Origin of the sequence: Bradyrhizobium cenepequi, assembly GCF_020329485.1 — a bacterium.
Lineage (GTDB): Bacteria > Pseudomonadota > Alphaproteobacteria > Rhizobiales > Xanthobacteraceae > Bradyrhizobium > Bradyrhizobium cenepequi.
On record NZ_JAGKJI010000006.1, the window covers coordinates 136,228 to 150,954 of the forward strand.

Annotated in this window: 13 protein-coding genes; 5 read left to right on the forward strand and 8 right to left on the reverse strand. The window is 64.5% G+C overall.

Annotated features, from left to right (window positions below; all coding sequences use genetic code 11):
• Positions 1–164 precede the first annotated feature (164 nt).
• From dut to ubiE, 4 genes are read right to left on the reverse strand one after another with little or no spacing between them, the layout of a single operon-like run.
• Positions 165–623, reverse strand: a complete 459-nt coding sequence (gene dut, locus J6497_RS10120) for a dUTP diphosphatase (protein ID WP_225704111.1) — start codon at positions 621–623, stop codon at positions 165–167.
• Complete coding sequence (gene coaBC / locus J6497_RS10125; RefSeq protein WP_225704112.1) at positions 620–2,032, reverse strand: bifunctional phosphopantothenoylcysteine decarboxylase/phosphopantothenate--cysteine ligase CoaBC; 1,413 nt, start codon at positions 2,030–2,032, stop codon at positions 620–622. Before coaBC ends, dut begins: the two co-directional genes overlap by 4 nt.
• A 53-nt stretch (positions 2,033–2,085) precedes the next feature.
• Positions 2,086–3,660, reverse strand: coding sequence for a 2-polyprenylphenol 6-hydroxylase (gene ubiB, locus J6497_RS10130; RefSeq protein WP_225704113.1), 1,575 nt, complete (start codon positions 3,658–3,660; stop codon positions 2,086–2,088).
• Positions 3,657–4,418, reverse strand: coding sequence for a bifunctional demethylmenaquinone methyltransferase/2-methoxy-6-polyprenyl-1,4-benzoquinol methylase UbiE (gene ubiE / locus J6497_RS10135; protein WP_225704114.1), 762 nt, complete (start codon positions 4,416–4,418; stop codon positions 3,657–3,659). The genes ubiB and ubiE overlap by 4 nt, the downstream gene beginning before the upstream one ends.
• A 190-nt stretch (positions 4,419–4,608) precedes the next feature.
• On the opposite strand from ubiE, the gene mutM reads away from it, so the two are divergent.
• Both mutM and ggt read left to right on the forward strand, forming a co-directional pair.
• Positions 4,609–5,493, forward strand: coding sequence for a bifunctional DNA-formamidopyrimidine glycosylase/DNA-(apurinic or apyrimidinic site) lyase (gene mutM / locus J6497_RS10140; protein WP_225704115.1), 885 nt, complete (start codon positions 4,609–4,611; stop codon positions 5,491–5,493).
• A 23-nt stretch (positions 5,494–5,516) separates the two neighbouring features.
• Entirely contained in the window at positions 5,517–7,196 is a 1,680-nt protein-coding gene (ggt, locus tag J6497_RS10145) for a gamma-glutamyltransferase (RefSeq protein WP_225704116.1), read from the forward strand.
• A gap of 168 nt (positions 7,197–7,364) precedes the next feature.
• On the opposite strand, the gene J6497_RS10150 is transcribed toward ggt, so the two are convergent.
• Positions 7,365–8,720 (reverse strand): serine protease, encoded by a 1,356-nt coding sequence (locus tag J6497_RS10150; RefSeq protein WP_225704117.1) that lies wholly within the window; start codon positions 8,718–8,720, stop codon positions 7,365–7,367.
• A 270-nt stretch (positions 8,721–8,990) separates the two neighbouring features.
• Between J6497_RS10150 and J6497_RS10155 the strand changes: the two genes are divergently transcribed.
• Positions 8,991–9,791: a HesA/MoeB/ThiF family protein gene (locus J6497_RS10155; RefSeq protein WP_225704118.1), complete on the forward strand. Its 801-nt coding sequence runs from the start codon at positions 8,991–8,993 to the stop codon at positions 9,789–9,791.
• A gap of 3 nt (positions 9,792–9,794) precedes the next feature.
• Here J6497_RS10155 and J6497_RS10160 read toward each other — a convergent pair whose 3' ends face one another.
• Entirely contained in the window at positions 9,795–10,796 is a 1,002-nt protein-coding gene (locus tag J6497_RS10160; protein WP_225704119.1) for an aldo/keto reductase, read from the reverse strand.
• A 120-nt stretch (positions 10,797–10,916) separates the two neighbouring features.
• Between J6497_RS10160 and J6497_RS10165 the strand changes: the two genes are divergently transcribed.
• Entirely contained in the window at positions 10,917–11,855 is a 939-nt protein-coding gene (locus J6497_RS10165; protein ID WP_225704120.1) for a LysR family transcriptional regulator, read from the forward strand.
• A gap of 119 nt (positions 11,856–11,974) precedes the next feature.
• Here J6497_RS10165 and J6497_RS10170 read toward each other — a convergent pair whose 3' ends face one another.
• The gene (locus tag J6497_RS10170; protein WP_225704121.1) at positions 11,975–12,976 is read right to left on the reverse strand and encodes a 2-hydroxyacid dehydrogenase; all 1,002 of its coding nucleotides are present in this window, start codon (positions 12,974–12,976) and stop codon (positions 11,975–11,977) included.
• Between the two features lie 327 nt (positions 12,977–13,303).
• Here J6497_RS10170 and J6497_RS10175 point away from each other — a divergent pair, with 327 nt between their 5' ends.
• Positions 13,304–13,831 carry an SH3 domain-containing protein gene (locus tag J6497_RS10175; protein ID WP_225704122.1) on the forward strand — a complete coding sequence of 176 codons (528 nt, stop codon included), beginning with the start codon at positions 13,304–13,306 and terminating at the stop codon, positions 13,829–13,831.
• 87 nt (positions 13,832–13,918) lie between these two features.
• Here the strand turns inward: J6497_RS10175 and irrA are convergent, their stop codons facing one another.
• Entirely contained in the window at positions 13,919–14,407 is a 489-nt protein-coding gene (gene irrA, locus J6497_RS10180; protein WP_283844409.1) for an iron response transcriptional regulator IrrA, read from the reverse strand.
• Between the last annotated feature and the right edge of the window lie 320 nt (positions 14,408–14,727).

Sequence of the window (14,727 nt, forward strand, 5' to 3'; positions counted from 1 at the left end):
ACTTCGGCCCGGCGTCAGACCCCCCGCCGTGCTCACGAATCGAGGAAGCATATCCTCAAGCTGACTCGGCGAGTAAGAGTCCAGATCGTGAACACAAGACCCGCTGTGAAAAATGCCGGGCTCAATTGGTGCGCTTGCGCAAATTTTATCCGTATTCGAACGGCTTAGCGCCCGGTTGAGCCGAACCCGCCGCTGCCGCGTTCGGTGCTCGAGAGCGCCGTCGCCGGAACCAGTTCTGCCTGCACGACCGGCGCGATCACCATCTGCGCGATGCGCTCGCCGCGTCTGATCGAAAATGGTGCCTCGCCATGATTGATCAGGAGCACGTTGATCTCGCCGCGATAGTCGGCGTCGATCGTGCCCGGCGAATTCAACACGGTCACGCCATGCTTGGCGGCAAGCCCGGAACGCGGCCGCACCTGCGCCTCAAAGCCGGGCGGCAGCGCAATCGTCAGCCCGGTCGGAACCATCGCGTATTTGCCTGATGCGAGCACCAACGGCGCTTCTTCGGGCACGGCGGCGAGCAGATCTAGCCCGGCGGCGTCGGCAGTCTGATAGGCCGGCAGCGGAAGGCCTTCGCCATGGGGCAATTGCCTGACGTCGACCTTGATTGTCGCACTCACGATCTTGCCTCCACGACCTTCGCGATCCGCGCCACCAGTTCGGTCGCGACCTGTTCCTTGGTCATGACCGGCCAGGAATGGACGCTGACATTCTCGCCCTCGCGCCTCAGCAGATGAACGGTGTTGCGGTCGCCGCCCATCACACCGGTGGCGGGTGAAACGTCATTGGCCACGATCCAGTCGCAGCCCTTGCGGGCGATCTTTGCCTTCGCATTCTCGACCAGATGCTCGGTCTCGGCGGCGAAGCCGATCACCAGCGGCGGGCGCTTGTCGTTGAGCTTGGCGATGGTGGCGAGGATGTCGGGATTCTCGACCAGCTGCAGCGACGGCACGCCGGCGGCGGCCTTTTTCAGCTTCTGCTCGCCTTCGTTGGCGACCCGCCAGTCGGCGACCGCGGCCGCGAAGATCGCGACATCGACCGGCAGTGCCGCTTCCACCCGGTGCAGCATCTCGCGCGCGGATTCCACAGGGATCACTGACACGCCGGGTGGATCGACGAGGTCGACCGGCCCCGAGACCAGGACGACCTCGGCGCCGGCGTCTCGCGCGGCGATCGCGATGGCAAAGCCCTGCTTGCCCGAGGAACGGTTGGCGATATAGCGCACCGGATCGATCGCCTCATGCGTTGGCCCTGCGGTGATCAGTACACGCTTGCCAGCAAGCGGGCGCGGCTGCGGCGGGCGCAGGATGTGCTCGGCAGCGGCGGCGATTTCGGTCGGCTCGGCCATCCGCCCGACGCCGGCTTCGCCAGCTTCGGCCATCTCGCCGGCATTGGGCCCGACGGTCAGGATGCCGTCGCGGCGGAGCTGCAGCACATTCCGGCGGGTGGCGGCGTTGTTCCACATCAGCGGGTTCATCGCCGGTGCCAGCAGGACCGGGCGGCTCGAGGCGAGCAGGATGGCGGAAGCGAGGTCGTCGGCATGGCCATGCGCCATTTTGGCAATCAGGTCCGCGGTCGCCGGCGCCACCACGATCAGGTCGCACTCGCGCGCCAGGCGGATGTGGCCGGCATCGAATTCGCTCTCGGCATCGAACAGGTCGGTATAGACGCGCTCATGCGACAGGGCGCTGGCCGCAAGCGGGGTGACGAATTGCTGCGCTGCCTTGGTCAGCACGCAGCGGACCTGGATATGGCGCTCCGTGAACCGCCTGATCAGGTCCAGCGCTTTGTAGGCGGCGATGCCGCCAGCGATGATCAGGGTAACCCGGGCAAGCCCATTGGCCGACGCCACGGGGGCCTGCGGGCGCGGCGCGGGAGCCGTAGGCGATGCTTCGGAAGGCTGTCCGTGCACCACCTCGCCCAGGATGACACGTACCTCGTCCTCGACCGAGCGGCCGCTACGGGCGGCGCGCAGGCGCAGTTCGTCCCTGATAGCATCATCGAGCTTGCGAACAGTCAGATTAGCCATGACCGCACCACCATTTTTGCTGGCAATGCTAGCGCGAGATGCTGTCATTGCAATCACAGATTCTGGACGGCGATCAGGATTCCGATAAAGGTGGCCGCGATGATCCAGAGCGCCACCGTCCGCCAGCGGTTCTTGCGGCCCTCGGTCTGGCCCATCGCCGCGATCGTTTGGGGCGACAGCGTGACGCCCTCGCGCGTCAGCTTCTCCAGATTGGCCAGCACCGCGACCGCGCGCGAGGCGATATCGGGCAGATGAACCAGTACGCGGGCGAGTTCACCAGCCCCCGACATCGCACCCTGGATCCGCCCCACCGGTCCGAGGTTGCGCTCGATCCATTCGCGCACCACGGGGTCGGCGATCTTCCAGATGTCGAGCCTGGGGTCGAAGCTGCGCGCCACGCCTTCGACCACCACCATGGTCTTCTGCAGCAGGATCAATTCGGGGCGCGTCTGCATGTCGAACAGGCCGGTGACTTCGAGCAGCAACGTCAGCAGCCGCGCCATCGAGATTTCCTCGGCGGTGCGGTTGTGGATCGGTTCGCCGATGGCGCGGATCGCCTGCGCGAAATTCTCCACCGAATGATGCCCCGGCACATAGCCGGCCTCGAAATGCACCTCGGCGACGCGGCGATAGTCGCGGGTGATGAAGCCGAGCAGGATTTCGGCGAGGAAACGCCGCTCCTTCTGCCCGAGCCGGCCCATGATGCCGAAATCGACCGCGACCAGCCGGCCGGTATCGTCGAGGAAGAGATTGCCAGGATGCATGTCGGCATGGAAGAAGCCGTCACGGAGCGCGTGGCGCAGGAAGCTCTGGATCACCTTGCGCCCGAGATCGGGCAGGTCGACCTGGGCTTGCTCCAGCCTGATACGGTCGTTCAGCGGGATGCCGTCGACCCATTCCATCGTCAGCACGTTGTGGGTGGTGCGGTCCCAGTCCACCGCCGGCACGCGGAAATCCGGATCGTCGTTGGTGTTTTCCGCCATCTCGGAGAGGGCGGCGGCCTCCAGGCGGAGGTCCATCTCAATCGCGACCGAGCGCGACATCGTGTTGATGACCTCGACCAGCCGCAATCGTCGCGCTTCGGCCGAGTGTGCTTCGGCCTTGTGCGCGACAAAGAAGAAATCGGAGAGGTCGCGGCGGAAGCGGGAGGCGACGTTCGGCCGCAGCACCTTCACCGCCACCGGCTGACGCACGCCGTTGCGCTCGATCTCGCCGCGATGCACCTGCGCGATCGAGGCGGCGGCAACAGCAGGCCCGAGCCGCACGAAACTCTGCGCCAGCGGGCGTTCCAGCGACTGCGCGATCACGGCTTCGGCATCGGCTTGCGGGAACGGTGGCAGCCGGTCCTGCAAGCTCTCCAGATCCTTGGCCATCACCACGCCGACCACGTCAGGTCGTGTGGCGAGGAACTGGCCGAGCTTGAGATAGGCCGGCCCCAGCCGCGTCAGCGCGCGCGACAGCCGCGGCCCCGACTTGGCGCCGCGCCGTTCGACCAGGCGGGCGAGTTTCACCAGCAGTTGCGCCGGCGGCGGCACCAGCGCCGGGTCGACGACGCCGAACACGCCCTCGCGCGCGAAGACGAAGGCGGCGCGGGCGAGGCGCGCGATGTGGGTTGTCGCAGAGATCACAAACGCCAGCCCGAATGCAGCGCCACGATGCCGCCGGAGAGGATTTCCCATTTCACGCGCGCAAAGCCGGCGGCGGTGATCATCTCGGCAAAGGCGCTGGGCCGTGGAAACTTGCGGATCGATTCGACCAGATATTGGTAGGACTCGGCATCGCCGGTCACGACGCGGCCGAGCGGCGGGATCACCCTGAACGAGAACAGGTCATAGAGCCGGTCGAGGCCGGGCACGTCGACCGCGGAAAATTCGAGACAGAGGAATCGGCCGCCGGGCCGCAGCACGCGATAGGCCTCGCGCAGCGCGACATCGATCCGCGGCACGTTGCGGATGCCGAATGCGATCGTGTAGGCGTCGAACGAACGGTCCGGAAAGCTCAATACTTCTGCATTGCCGGCGACGAAGGAGACGCGATCATCGAGATGCTGCGCGCGGGCGCGGTTGCGGCCGACCTCGAGCATGTCGGCATTGATGTCGCAAACGGTGGCTCGGAAACCGGGACCGCCCGCTTTCGCGGCGCGGAACGCGATGTCGCCGGTGCCGCCCGCGACGTCGAGCAGCGCGAACGGCGCCTCGCTCTTCGGCGGATTGAGCTGAGTGATCATGATGTCCTTCCAGACCCGGTGCAGGCCGATCGACATCAGATCGTTCATCAAGTCATAACGCGACGCCACGCTGTGGAACACCTCGTTCACCAGCGTCTGCTTCTCGCCCAGGGGGACGTCCCTGTAGCCGAAATGGGTGGTTTGGTCCCGCCGATCCATCAACGCATCACCTTACGGCGCGACCATAGCGCGCCCGCCGCAATGGCGCTATCACGTCAGCACCTCCGCGCACAATCCGCCAAACCGGCCGCGGTCTGCTGGATTGTTCGCAAATTGTTAATTTGTCGCGCGAAGGGGCGCAAAACCGCTTACAGTTTTGCCGATCGCGCTCCCTGTGAATGACATCTCCATGCCCGAACTCCCCGAAGTCGAGACCGTCCGCCGCGGCCTGCAGCCGTCCATGGAGGGCGCGAAAATTCTGAAAGCGGAGGCCCGCCGCAAGGATTTGCGGTTTCCCTTTCAGAAGGATTTCGTCGCGCGGCTGGAGGGTCAGACGGTCGCGGGTCTCGGCCGTCGCGCAAAATACCTGATGGCGGATCTGGCCTCCGGCGACGTGCTCTTGATGCATCTGGGCATGTCCGGCTCGTTCCGCGTGCTCAAGGACGACGACAACATCGCACCGGGCCATTTCCACTATGAGCGGAATCAGGACCGCACACACGATCATGTGATCTTCCACATGTCGTCGGGTGCTGCGATCATCTTCAACGACCCGCGGCGCTTCGGCTATATGAAAGTGATCGCGCGCAACGCGATCGAGGATGAGCCGCTGTTGAAGGGCCTCGGCCCCGAGCCGCTCGGCAATGAATTCGATGCCGCGATGCTGGCGCGTTCCTGCGCCAACAAGAAGACCAGCCTGAAGGCGGCGCTGCTCGACCAGCGCGTGGTCGCAGGGCTCGGCAATATCTACGTCTGCGAAGCGCTGTTTCGTGCGCGCCTGTCGCCGCGGCGATTGGCGGCGACGCTCGCCATGAAGAAGACGGGGGAGCCGACGGAGCACGCGAAACGATTGGTCCCTGCGATCCATGATGTGCTGAACCAGGCGATCCAGGCCGGTGGCTCATCGCTGCGCGACCATCGCCAGACCAATGGTGACCTCGGTTATTTCCAGCATTCGTTCCAGGTCTATGACCGCGAAGGCGAGAAGTGCCCGACGCCGGGTTGCGGCGGCACCGTGAAGCGCTTCACCCAGAACGGCCGTTCGACCTTCTGGTGCCCGAAATGCCAGAAATAACCGACAACAATGGGAGCGACGTCATGAGTGACAATTGGCGCGATCGCGCGGCGACGAATTTCGAATGCGAAAAGCAACCAGCGATCTCGAGCCGCGGCATGGTCGTCAGCAATCATCCGCTGGCCTCAAGCGCGGGCGCCGAGATGCTTGCCGCCGGCGGCAACGCCATCGATGCGGCGATCGCGACATTGTTCACGTTGACTGTGGTCGAGCCGATGATGGTCGGTATCATCGGCGGCGGCATGGCGCATATCCGTCTCGCCGACGGCACGCATCGCTTCATCGACGGCCAGAGCACCGTGCCGCTCGCGGTCCGTCCCGATACCTATACTTCGAAGCCGGGTTCGGCGCACGACGTGTTCGATACCGTTGGCGATGAGAATTGCGTCGGTCCAAAGGCGGTCGCTGTGCCGGGGTCGCTGATGGCCTGGTGCGAGACACTGCGGCGGTTCGGCACCATGAGCCTTGCCGACGTCATGCAGCCGGCGATTAAACACGCCGCCCACGGCTATGCGGTGACGCCTTACCTGCACGAATGCATCCGCGAGAGCGCCGCCGACATGCTGAAGGACGAGCCGATCTCGGCGATCTACCTCGCGAACGGCGAGCCGCTCCAGATCGGCGAACGCGTGGTGCAGGCCGAATATGCGGAGACTCTGCGCCATATCGCCGAGCACGGCGAGGCCGCGCTGTATCAGGGCTCGCTCGGCGATATCCTAGTAGACTACATGGAGAAGAACGGCGGCTACATCCGCCGCACCGATCTCGCAGCCTACAAGACCGTCGAGCGTCAGCCGATCCGCGCCGATTATCGCGGCTGGACCATCCTGGGACCGCCGCCGCCGGCGGCATCGGGCGTGCACATCGCCGGGATGCTGAACATCCTCGAAGGTTACGATATCGCGAGCCTCGGCTTCGGCACCGCCGAGACGATTCACTATCTTGCCGAAGTGCTGAAGATCGCCTTTGCCGACCGCGCCGCGGCGAGCGGCGATCCAGCTTATGTCAACGTGCCCGTCGAGCGGCTGACGTCGAAAGCCTATGCCGAGGAGCGGCGCCGTGCGATCGATCCCCATCGGGCGCAAGCGTGGGGGTCGGGCGTCGCGCAGCTCGAGGGCGCGCACACCACGCATCTGACAGCGGCGGATGCGTTCGGCAATGTGGTTGCGACCACGCAGACCATCAACAATCTGTTCGGCGCCAAGATCTTGATCCCGGGCTTAGGTGCCATCGCGAACAATTACATGCATCTATTCGATCCGCGTCCCGGTCATGCGCTGTCGCCGGCGGCAGGCAAGCGCGTCACCACCTCGATGTCGCCGATGATGGCGCTGCGCGGCGGCAAGCTGAAGTATGCGCTGGGCTTGCCCGGAGGAAAACGCATCTTCCCCAGCGCAATGCAGGCGCTGATCAACCTGATCGATCACGGCATGAGTCTCCAGGAAGCCGTCGAGGCGCCGCGAGTATGGACCGAAGGCAATGCACTCGAAGTCGAGCTCGCCGTTCCCCAGAGCGTGCGCGACAAACTCGCGAGCCTGGGCCATACGATCGCGCCGGTATCCTCCGTCGCCGGCGGCATGAATGCGATCCAGTTTGATGACGATGGCCGCATGCAGGGCGCGGCCTGTTGGCGCGCCGACGGCACGCCGATCGGCATCGCCGGCGGGCTCGCGCGTGCGGGGGTGAGATTCAGGTTGGTGTGAGGTGTTCGGTGCGCTCCCTCGCCCCGCTCTTGCGGGGAGAGGGCTGGGGTGGGGCTCGCGCCGCAAATGCGGTGAGAGACGAGTTCGCGGAAGCTCCCCCTCACCCGGATTGCATCTGGCGATGCAATCCGACCTCTCCCCGCAAGCGGGGCGAGGCGAAGAACCGGCCTATTTCCGCACGCAGATCACGCGGACGACGGCGGCGTTTGCATCCGACGATGTGCCGTTCGCAATCACGCCATGCGCCTTGAGGAAAGCGCTTACCGTCTCAGCCGGCGCCAGCATCGCCTGTGATGTCGGGATCGCATTCGCTGGACCCGCGACAACCACCGGCTTCAGCAAAGCGAGTCCGGCGAACTTGCCATCGGCATCGAGCGCCGCGGCCCCGGAGAAGCCGAGCGCGGGCGCCGGCGTTAGCGTGACGTCGCTGCCGACAGGCGTGGCTGTCGCCTTGGCGCTGCTCACGGCGTTGGCGCCGCTCTGGTTCTGCGGATCGGCGATGCCGGTGAGGTCGAGCGCCGTCTTGGCGCCGGTGGCGCCGATGTTTAGCGGCTTCAATCCGCGCGCGCCGTAGATGTGCAAGAGCGCGAGATCGTGCTCCTTGTCTTCGGCGATCCGGTCGGCATTGCCGTGGCCGGGAATCGTGATCGCGATGCATTCGTCGGTGACCAGCCGGTCGGTCACGATCGCGCCGTCGTCGCTGACAAAAACGCCGGTGCCGTATTCCACGGTCTTGCGCGGCGGGGGTCCTGCGACTTGCGGGCCGGATGGGAACGCGCTGAACGCGCTCGACATCGCGATCACCACGGGCTCGACCGTATTCTCGGTTGCCTGGTCGTAGAGGACGGTGAGGACGCGGACGTCGTCACCCTTGAACGTGCCGCGGATGTAGAACTTCTTCAGCCCCTGCAGGCCTGACAGCACGAAGAAATCCGGCTTGACGACGGTATAATCGACGGTCCGGCCCGGCTCGTTCTTCTCGCGCTCGGCAAGTTTTGCGGTGGTCGGGTTCGCCTCCTTGCGCCGCGCCAGCACGACCTGAACCGTTCCCGTCGGTGAGGTCCATTTGGCGCCGTCGACGCCGCTTGCGAGCTGCGGCACCAATTTTGAGGGGATGCCGAGCCGCGCGCCGGTGCCGGGTTCGGTGACGATCCGCCAGCCGACGCTCTCCCGCTTCCGCCGCGCGGTCTCGGCCAGCGCGCCGCGCTCCTGCGGGTTGAGCACGCCAGTCGGCTTGCCGCCCCGAGATTTCTGGAATTCCTTGATCGCGTTGACCATGCGCTCGCTGACATCGCCCGTGATCGCGCCATTGTATTGCCCGACCCAGGCAAGATCGGATTGCAGCGCTAGCCGCTCGGCCTGTGTCATCCCGCTTGCCGTCTCTTCAGGCTTCTGCAGCGCGGGGCGGACCGGCACGGTCGCGACCGTCTTCGGCTTGGCGCCGGCCGTGGACGGCGGGGTCATCTGAGCCTGCGCGGTGGCCATTGTCACGATCATCAATGTTGCCGAAAGCATCGATCTCATGACAAATCCGGGAGGCTATTGCGCGGTGGGCCGATTATGCACATCTGCTTGGTCGCGAACAGCCGCGCGAGGGTTCACTGCGTAAGGCGCAACAGGGAAGACCCTCATCCTGAGGAGGCCGCGCAGCGGCCGTCTTGAAGGATGACCACAGGTGAGATCCGGGCCTCATGGTTCGCCCGGCGATGCGATAGCATCGTCCGGAGACGCGCATTCTGCGCTCCTCACCATGAGGGGCAGCAGCAGGGACCGCGAGGAAGGATAAAGTCGACGATGCTAAGTGCCGACGAACTTGAACGCTACGCCCGCCACATCGTGCTGCGCGAAGTCGGCGGGCCCGGACAGGCTGCGCTGAAGGAAACCTCGGTGCTGGTGATCGGCGCCGGCGGCCTTGGCGCGCCGGCGCTGATGTATCTGGCGGCGGCTGGCGTCGGCACGCTCGGGGTCGTCGATGACGACGTCGTGTCGCTCTCCAATCTGCAGCGCCAGATCATCCATGCCACGCCGGACATCGGCAAACGCAAGGTGGACAGCGCCGCCGAGCAGATCCATGCGCTCAACCCGCACGTCAATTTCGAGGCGCATGCGGTGCGGCTCGATGCGAGCAACGTGATGTCGCTGATCGGCGGCTACGATCTCGTGCTCGACGGGTCCGACAATTTCGAGACGCGCTATCTCGTCTCCGATGCCTGCTTCCTCGCCGGCAAGCCGCTGATCACGGCGGCGCTCGGCGTATTCGACGGCTCGCTGACCACGATCCGCGCACATGAGAAGAATGAAGCCGGCGAATTCAACCCGACCTATCGCTGCTTGTTTCCGGAGCCTCCGCCGCCTGGCACGGTACCGGCCTGCGCGGAAGCCGGCGTGATGGGCGCGCTCGCCGGTGTCCTGGGCTCGATGATGGCGCTGGAGGCGATTCGCGAGATCGTCAGCTTCGGCGAAGGCCTAGTCGGGCGTCTGTTGATGGTGGATGCGCGCGCGATGCGCTTCGAGACGCTGCGCTACACGCGCGATCCGGCCAATCCGCTCAACGGCGATAAGCCTGTTATCACCGACTTGAGCGGGCATTCTTGAAAGTTAGGACGCGCGTTTCTCGCTGTCCATGTGCCTTAAGTGCTCCTCCGGATAGCGGCCGCCGGCAGCGACGCCGGGCGGAAATGCTTTTGCCAATGCGGCGAGATGCGCGTCCGTCAGCTTCACCTCGAGCGCGCCGAGCGCCTCGGTGAGACGGTCGCGGCGGCGGGCGCCGACCAGCGGTACGATATCCTTGCCCTGTGCCGCGACCCAGGCGATCGCGACCTGCGCCGGAGATGCGCCGACGTCCCGGGCAATGGCGCGAAGCGAATCCACCAGCGCCAGATTGGTGTCGATATTGCCGGCCTGGAAGCGCGGGGTCATCAGACGGAAATCCTGCGCGCTAGAACTCTCTTTCGACCAATGACCGCTGATCAGGCCGCGCGCCAGGACGCCGTAAGCCGTGATGCCGATACCGAGTTCGCAGCAGGTCTTGAGGATGTCGTCCTCAATGCCGCGCGCTACAAGCGAATACTCGATCTGCAGATCGGCGATCGGATGCACGGCGTGCGCGCGGCGGATGGTCTCCGAGCCGACTTCCGAAAGTCCGATATGCCTGACGTGTCCGGCCTTGATCAGGTCAGCGATCGCACCGACCGTCTCCTCGATCGGCACGTTGGGATCGAGCCGCGACGGCCGATAGATGTCGATATGGTCGGCGCGGAGCCGCTGCAGCGAATAGGCGGCAAAGTTCTTCACCGCGATCGGCCGGCAGTCATAGCCGAAGAAGCCCCGGTTCGGGTCGCGCAGCCCGCCGAACTTGACCGAGATCTGCAGATTGTCGCGGCTCCGCCCGGCAAGCGCTTCACCGATCAGCATCTCATTGTGGCCCATGCCGTAGAAGTCGCCGGTGTCGAGCAAAGTGATGCCGGCATCGAGCGCGGCGTGGATGGTGGCGATGCTCTCGCTGCGATCGGCGGGTCCGTAGAAGTCGGACATGCCCATGCAGCCGAGGCCGATGGCCGAGACCTGCGGGCCCGTTGAACCGAGTTTGCGTTTTTCCATGGCAGCTTCTCCTCGAAATGGCGGCGGACGGGATGTCGCTTGCGACGAGCCTGATATGCGCCGCTTTGATTATTTCGATAAGCTGGACAATCAAGAATAGCTTGTTCACTATATCGAACAATGCAGGATTTCGACCTCCGCGATCTCGAAGCCTTCCTCGCCGTGGCCCGCACGCAGAATTTTCGGCGTGCGGCGCTGGAGCAACGCGTCTCGGTCTCCAGCCTCAGCCAGCGGCTACGCGACCTGGAAGAGCGGCTCGGTGTTCGGCTGATGAATCGCACCACCCGCAGCGTGGCGTTGACCGAGGCCGGCGAGTTGTTACTTGCGCGCGTGGATCCTGCGATGCGCGACGTCGGCGCGGCGCTCGACCAGGTGCGGGGCCTGCGCGGCGTGCCGTCGGGACGCCTGCGCATCAATGCGCCGCCGCCGGCGGTTGACCTGGTGATGGCGCCGATGGTGGCACCGTTCCTGGCAAGATATCCGCAGATCGACCTGGAGATCGTGGCGGAAAGTGCATTCGTCGACATCGTCGCCGAAGGCTTCGATGCCGGCGTACGTTATGGCGAGCATCTCGCGCAGGACATGATCGCGGTCGCACTTGGTGGGCCGCAGCGCTATGCGGTGGTGGCCTCACGCGACTACGTCGCGCGGCACGGCCAGCCGACACACCCGAAGGATCTGCTCGATCACTCCTGCATCCGCACCCGCTTCGGCAGTGGCGCGATGCTGGAGTGGGAGTTCGAGAAAGCGGGCCGCGTTGTGAAAGTATCGCCGCCGGCCAAGCTGATCGCGACCTATCTCGGACTGGCGTTGCGCGCCGTCCATGACGGCGTCGGCTATTGGGCGACGTTCGAGGGATATGTGCGCTACGGCGTCAAATCCGGCGCGCTGGTCAGCGTGCTCGACGATTGGTGCCCGCCGTTCCCGGGCCCATTCCTCTACTATCCGAGCCGGCGTCAACCGCCGCCGGCGCTCGCCGCCTTCGTGGCTTTCGTCGCGGAGTGGCGCAAGCGGGAGCGGCGGAAGAATAGGGTAGTCTCTCCGTCGTCCCGGGCTTGACCCGGGACCCATAACCACAGGCGTTTGTAATGTGCTCCGCTGCAACCGCTTGCTCGTGCCACAACACACATCGGTGGTTATGGGTCCCCCGCCTTCGCGGGAACGACCAGAGATATTCGTTACAGCATGCTCGGCAGCACGCGGTCCGGCGGCTTGTGGTCGTCGAGGAAGGTGCGGATGTTGATGATCACCTTCTCGCCCATCTCGACACGGCCCTCGATGGTGGCCGAGCCCATATGCGGCAGCAGCGTCACCTTGCCTGCCTTGGCGAGCCGCACCAGCTTCGGATTCACCGCGGGCTCGTGCTCATAGACGTCGAGACCGGCGCCGCCGATCTCACCGGCTTCGATCAGCTTGATCAGGGTATCCTCGTCGATCACCTCGCCGCGGGCGGTGTTGACGATATAGGCGTCCTTGCGGATCAGCTTTAGCCGCCGCGCCGAAAGCAGGTGGAAGGTCGCGGGCGTATGCGGACAGTTCACCGACAGGATGTCCATCCGCGCCAGCATCTGGTCGAGGCTTTCCCAATAGGTGGCGCCAAGCTCGTCGGCGATGCGCGGCGCCACCGGGCGACGGTTGTGATAGTGGATCTGCAGGCCGAAGGCGCGGGCGCGGCGCGCCACTGCCTGGCCGATGCGGCCCATGCCGATGATGCCGAGCCGTTTTCCCCCGATGCGATGGCCGAGCATCCAGGTCGGCGACCAGCCCGGCCAGTTCTTGCCGTCGGTCAGGATCGAGGCGCCCTCGATCATCCTTCGCGGCACGGCGAGAATCAGCGCCATGGTCATGTCGGCGGTATCTTCGGTCAGCACCTTCGGCGTATTGGTCACGGTGATGCCGCGCGCATGCGCCGCTGGGACGTCGATATTGTCGACGCCGTTGCCGAAATTGGCGATCAGCCGGAGTTTGGATTCGGGCTGGTTGAGCACGTTCTCGCGGATCAGGTCAGTGACGGTCGGCACCAGCACATCGGCGGCGCGCACGGCTTCCGCGAGCTGCTCCGATGTCATCGGCGTGTCGTCGAGATTGAGCCTCGCGTCGAACAATTCGCGCATCCGGGTCTCGATCGAATCCGGCAGCTTGCGGGTGACGACGACGAGAGGCTTCTTCTTAACCGACATGTCCTGCTCTCATGAGGCTTCGGCCCGTGAAAGGCTTCACCGTTCAGGCCTCATTAACCCGGTTGTTCGAAACTGCGGTGGCTGCGCGGTCCCGGCGTTTCCTTCACGTTTCCCTGGGTTCCCAGATACTTGCCTCGGGTTTCCAAGGAAAGCCGGGTGTTCTGGTTTTAAACGTTCCGTCCTCTCTAGCAGAAGACCGGGCCAACACAAGAACCCCTCGGCAAGACGGGCCGGGGCACTGGTGCGCGGCGCAGGGGTTTGTGGTTCTGGACGTTTAGGGTTCAACTCGCAGAATCTGAGTTGGCGTTCTCGGCAGGAGACGAGTTGATGGCGTTGGGGCGGTTGAGTTGGTTGGCGATGCTGGTCGGGTGCGTGCTCGGCGCCTCGGTATCTCCAGGACATTCGGCCAAGGATGCAACCCCGACCACCAGCGGTCTGCCGATACCCCGTTACGTCAGCCTCAAATCCGATCATGTGAATGTCCGCGCCGGCCCGACCAAAGACAATGACGTCGCCTGGGTCTACACCCGCTCCGGCCTGCCGGTCGAAATCACTGCCGAGTTCGAGAACTGGCGCCGGGTGCGCGATTCCGAAGGCGCCGAAGGCTGGGTCTATCATTCGCTATTGTCGGGCCGCCGCACTGCGGTCGTCACGATGAAGCACAAGGACGATCTGGCATCGATCTACGATCGTCCTGATGCGACCAGTGCGGTTGCAGCGCGGCTGCAGGCCGGCGTCATTGCGCAGGTCAAGAAATGTGCCAATGGCTGGTGCCGTGTCATCGGCAACGGTTTCGATGGCTGGATCGAGCAGCAACGCCTGTGGGGCGTGTACGCCGACGAGAAGGTGGATTAGCCAGATCCCAGCGATGGTGTCCTAGGGTGGGCACGCCTTCGCTTTGCTCACCCTACGGAATTTCCGCTTGTATTGAGTTACTGAAGATCAGCGCTTCTTGCGCAGCCGCACAACCATGTCGATGCGCGCGATCTCGTAGCCTTCCGGGATATCCGGCACCTTGGAGAGCACCAGATGCGGGTCGGGAATGTCGACCAGCTCGTGGTTGTTCTCGAGATAGAAATGGTGGTGCGCGGTGACGTTGGTGTCGAAATAGGTCTTGGTGCCGTCGACGCTGACCTGGCGCAGCAGGCCAGCATCAGTGAGCTGGTTCAGCGTGTTGTAGACGGTAGCAAGCGACACCGGAACCTTCGCGAGCGTCGCCTCCTCGTAAAGCATTTCTGCGGTCAGGTGGCGGGCGCCCTTGCCAAACAGGAGCCAGCCCAACGCCATGCGCTGACGGGTCGGCCGAAGGCCCGCCGCCTGCAGCATTTCATTGACGTCATGCCACGGGCACCCCGTCAGCGCCGGCTGATGACCGGGGTTGCGGGCGACCTGACCAGCGTCATCGCTTACATGCGGAACTTCGTCGCTCATATGCACTCTAGACACCTAACTCGGGCAACATTCAGTAGCAGTATAAGAAGGAAATCCTTCAGATGCAAGTTTCTCGCAACTAGAGCCGGCCCGAGACATGTGAGCGGAACCCTCTGGGGATGCAGCAATTTAACCCATTCCGGCACTTTGCCGCGCCTTCCCGCCTATGTTAGAGAGCGCGCGGACCACATATGCGAATTCGGCAGAGACGATGCCATTCGCGCCCAAGGTAGCGCCGGGTTGCGGGAAATGTTCTCCCGCCGGGGAAACGGTCCGATTCGTTCGAGAGCGCTTCACCGGGACATTGAGAAGAGTGGAAA

Coding starts and splice junctions, on each gene's coding strand:
- ggt (WP_225704116.1), top strand. CDS start 5,517: ATGAGTGACAATTGGCGCGATCGCGCGGCGACGAATTTCGAATGCGAA.
- J6497_RS10165 (WP_225704120.1), top strand. CDS start 10,917: ATGCAGGATTTCGACCTCCGCGATCTCGAAGCCTTCCTCGCCGTGGCC.
- J6497_RS10175 (WP_225704122.1), top strand. CDS start 13,304: ATGGCGTTGGGGCGGTTGAGTTGGTTGGCGATGCTGGTCGGGTGCGTG.
- ubiE (WP_225704114.1), bottom strand. CDS start 4,418: ATGGATCGGCGGGACCAAACCACCCATTTCGGCTACAGGGACGTCCCC.
- J6497_RS10155 (WP_225704118.1), top strand. CDS start 8,991: ATGCTAAGTGCCGACGAACTTGAACGCTACGCCCGCCACATCGTGCTG.
- irrA (WP_283844409.1), bottom strand. CDS start 14,407: ATGAGCGACGAAGTTCCGCATGTAAGCGATGACGCTGGTCAGGTCGCC.
- J6497_RS10160 (WP_225704119.1), bottom strand. CDS start 10,796: ATGGAAAAACGCAAACTCGGTTCAACGGGCCCGCAGGTCTCGGCCATC.
- mutM (WP_225704115.1), top strand. CDS start 4,609: ATGCCCGAACTCCCCGAAGTCGAGACCGTCCGCCGCGGCCTGCAGCCG.
- coaBC (WP_225704112.1), bottom strand. CDS start 2,032: ATGGCTAATCTGACTGTTCGCAAGCTCGATGATGCTATCAGGGACGAA.
- J6497_RS10170 (WP_225704121.1), bottom strand. CDS start 12,976: ATGTCGGTTAAGAAGAAGCCTCTCGTCGTCGTCACCCGCAAGCTGCCG.
- J6497_RS10150 (WP_225704117.1), bottom strand. CDS start 8,720: ATGAGATCGATGCTTTCGGCAACATTGATGATCGTGACAATGGCCACC.